The sequence below is a fragment of the Pantoea sp. MHSD4 genome (assembly GCF_021043305.1).
Taxonomy (GTDB): domain Bacteria; phylum Pseudomonadota; class Gammaproteobacteria; order Enterobacterales; family Enterobacteriaceae; genus Pantoea; species Pantoea eucalypti.
In genome coordinates this window covers 1-3,173 of record NZ_JAJNDH010000023.1, presented here as the reverse complement: position 1 = coordinate 3,173, position 3,173 = coordinate 1, and the positions used below count along the sequence as shown (strand labels likewise).

Below are 3,173 nucleotides of genomic sequence, written 5' to 3'. Positions count from 1 at the left end.
ACGGTCGATGCGCGCGTCGGTGGCCAGCAGTTCGGCGGTGAGCATAAAGGGACGGGACAGCGTCTCGGTGCCCGTGAGCGTATGGAACAGCAGGCCGTCCGCCGGCAGCTGTGCAGTAATGCGTGAGAACATGATGATTTCCCGGACAGATGGTAATCGGTGAATTAACCCGGGTATTGCCCGAGGTCAGGCAATACCAGAGGGTCAGACAAGCGTCTTTTATTATTGCAGCGGATCATATGACGAGTTAAAAATAGATGCCTCAATACTCATTGCTACGAGGCGGAATGCCAGCTAAAGATGTGTAACTGGCAAGATTACTATTATTTCACGTTGATATTCAGGGTCGCCAGAATAATTTCTACGCAGCGTTTGTTCGCTTCGAAGTGATAACTTTTATCATTTCTGTGCTGCCCTACCAATTCAACGTAGCACCACAAGCCTGAACAATTGAATATATAACTCTGATAAAAGGCGCGCATTTTCTCTTCGTCGCTGTAGAGTTCACCTGTACAGGTCGATAATGATCCCAGCGCAACATTGATATCATTAGGAATGGGTTCCAGCTCGTTTGCCACCAGCGTGACCGAATGTTCATGGTCCGGAAACGTTGCGTCGACTTTTCAAAAGCATCCTCTGCGGAATGGCATACGGTACCGGAATAAAAGCAAAAATTAATGACCCCGTAATTCACACCATCTATAGTGTGATCGACGATAAGCCTGTTCTCAGCAATAACGCTGGCATGCCAGGAAGCAGGTATTTTAAAAGCGTTTTCCCCATCCAGGTTAACCGAGGTCAGCAACTCCGCCATGGCCAAGTTACTGCGATGCAGCTGATTCCAGTTAACCACTGTAAAATAGATTTCATTAACAAGCGAAGGATAGTCGCGTGCTGCACAGGACGCTTTTAATAAGAGGTAGTTCCCACCGCCGATCTCCCGATTGTAATCTTTTTGAACAGTGTATCGTGAGATCACTTCGTCACCGGAAGCGTGCGTTTTTAGGGTCAATACATCTGCAAAAATACCGTTTTCTGAGGCCTTACCGACAAGACGGCGGTGCAGAATTTTTTCGCCCATCATGGCGAGTTTTTTAAACAGCCAGTCAGACGCATTCATCTCCCACTTGCAGCGTTCATACGCGGCCCAAACTTCCAGATAAGGTGAGTCATCCGTGGTTAAGTAGCGACCGATATTGGTTAAACCGACACCAGGGAACGCAACCGGCTCCAGTTCCGCAGGTTTGAGGCTTTAAGGAAGCACAACCCAGTAATGAGCATTTCTTCTCTGGCCGATGTATAAAGGCATTTCCAGAAGCGTTGTTCGATTTCTTCTTTAGAGAAACCCGGCGTAAGGGGAAAGTATAGTCCGTTTCAAAATTCATAGCCTGTTTCCCTTCTTAATTTAATTCGCTAGCCAGATGCCGTAATAAATCACTATAGAGCCAAGAGAAACCACGCATTTTGCAAAGATGAGCATGCCAGGCACTAACTTACTGGCAGTAGGTGAAATTCGGGCATAATTATCAGCATTATATTTTTTTTGAAAACCCACAACCCCAACAAATAAAGTGAAAATCATGATAATCATAAACTTTATGCCAAGAATAAATATAAAAGAAATGCCTATTTCTTCCATTAAATCTCCAGCAAAATCATTACTAAACCCGGGAATAGCTAACACTAATCCTTTGAGCGCAAAGGCAAGTACTACAATACCAACCAGCACACCTACAAACTTCTTACCAAATCCTGCCCATTCTTTTTTATTATAAAAATCCTTTCCGTTCCAGACATAATAAACCGTTACAATCCAGAAAAATAAAAATGCTATAAATTTCATGTTAGAATCAACCATATCTTTATTTAACCGCCAACTAAAACCGTTGCGCAACCGTTGATGATAGCACCATCTGCACCACCATTGCTTCCAGATTTTTCTGTACTATCCCTTTCACCAAAAAACAGGTCGCGGAGGGGTTTTAATGCAATTTTTACATTAATATCGCCTGTCAACATTGCAATCATCATTCATAATAAATTACCATGCTCTCAACGAATCTATAGAAGGAAATGAGTCGAATTTTATTTCAAGATCTTTAGCGAGTGACTTTACCTTATTCAAGCATGATGAATCTGTGAAGATAAGGCATTTACCGCCTTGTGGCATGTAGTTATTGACAATGAAAAATTCGCATCCCAGGCGGCTTAAATCATTTAGCACCCGGGATGATAACTTACCATTCTCATAAACGTCATACAACTCAGGCTTTTCATTCAAGACCTCTACAGCAACACCTTTCCTAGCTAAAATTTCATTTTTCTTAATCGTCAACTTATAACTATCCAAGTCAGACTTTAACTTCTCCCAACGTTTATAAAAGTACAGACCTTCAGAGTCGAGTACCGTTTTTTTTACCAACCCTCTAACCTGATTGTCATAGTAATATATTTCAGAAAATAGAACCTTGAGTAAATCTTTAGCTTTATCCGTATCAAAACCATATGGACCATACCCGTAGTCATCAACATTAAATTGGTAGCATAAACAAAAAGCTTCTGAGTCTTTTTTGATTTCAATAATTTCGTTAAAATTAGGAACGGGAATTTTGATTAATCTTTCGTTAGCTACCATGTAAATATTACCTCTTCACACTTAGGATTTACTGAATGTATATGACCTGACTCATGATGTTTGGGCACACCAGACTGCCCAGCATCAGGATGTCCGTCTGGATGCTCAAACCATTTATTTTTGCCATACCGATTTTCTCTTCCCAGTGATTTTTCTCCGTCAGATTTCATTTTCGCCCAAGTTCTACCCCGGCTCGTAGGGTTAAGTTCATCAATACTAATATTGCGTCTCCCCCTAGGCACCCTTGGAACCTGAGCGTGTTCCTTAGCCCGTTTCAAAGCATCACTTCTGCTTTTAGCTTTAACTAAAGAACATATACTCAGCCCCAGCGGATCCACCCAACTCAAAGGTTAACCCCACCGGCAAGACCTATTGGATCCTGGCTCACAAACCTGCCCGCATCCGGATCATAATCGCGAAAGCGGTTATAGAGTAAACCCGTTTCCGCACCGAAATACTGACCCTGATAGCGCAGCGGCTGATAAACCGGCTCTGCATTCTCTCCGGCTGCCTGCTCTATACGCAGCGTATTGCCCCT

At 42.9% G+C, this 3,173-nt stretch carries 4 protein-coding genes and 1 pseudogene; all 5 read right to left on the bottom strand.

Annotated features, from left to right (window positions below):
* Nucleotides 1–415 precede the first annotated feature (415 nt).
* The gene (locus tag LQK91_RS21865) at nucleotides 416–1,120 is read right to left on the bottom strand and encodes a hypothetical protein (protein ID WP_231001689.1); all 705 of its coding nucleotides are present in this window, start codon (nucleotides 1,118–1,120) and stop codon (nucleotides 416–418) included.
* 285 nt (nucleotides 1,121–1,405) lie between these two features.
* The gene (locus tag LQK91_RS21860) at nucleotides 1,406–1,843 is read right to left on the bottom strand and encodes a hypothetical protein (protein ID WP_231001688.1); all 438 of its coding nucleotides are present in this window, start codon (nucleotides 1,841–1,843) and stop codon (nucleotides 1,406–1,408) included.
* Nucleotides 1,844–1,866: 23 nt separating this feature from the next.
* Complete coding sequence (locus LQK91_RS21855; protein ID WP_187961130.1) at nucleotides 1,867–2,031, bottom strand: hypothetical protein; 165 nt, start codon at nucleotides 2,029–2,031, stop codon at nucleotides 1,867–1,869.
* A gap of 10 nt (nucleotides 2,032–2,041) precedes the next feature.
* Nucleotides 2,042–2,635: a hypothetical protein gene (locus tag LQK91_RS21850; RefSeq protein ID WP_105100189.1), complete on the bottom strand. Its 594-nt coding sequence runs from the start codon at nucleotides 2,633–2,635 to the stop codon at nucleotides 2,042–2,044.
* A gap of 287 nt (nucleotides 2,636–2,922) precedes the next feature.
* Nucleotides 2,923–3,173: pseudogene (locus LQK91_RS21845) on the bottom strand (RHS repeat-associated core domain-containing protein); the annotation flags it as partial.

Excerpts from the sequence above, each read along its gene's own strand:
- LQK91_RS21850 (WP_105100189.1), bottom strand. The coding sequence starts at position 2,635 with ATGGTAGCTAACGAAAGATTAATCAAAATTCCCGTTCCTAATTTTAAC.
- LQK91_RS21855 (WP_187961130.1), bottom strand. The coding sequence starts at position 2,031 with ATGATGATTGCAATGTTGACAGGCGATATTAATGTAAAAATTGCATTA.
- LQK91_RS21865 (WP_231001689.1), bottom strand. The coding sequence starts at position 1,120 with ATGAATGCGTCTGACTGGCTGTTTAAAAAACTCGCCATGATGGGCGAA.
- LQK91_RS21860 (WP_231001688.1), bottom strand. The coding sequence starts at position 1,843 with ATGAAATTTATAGCATTTTTATTTTTCTGGATTGTAACGGTTTATTAT.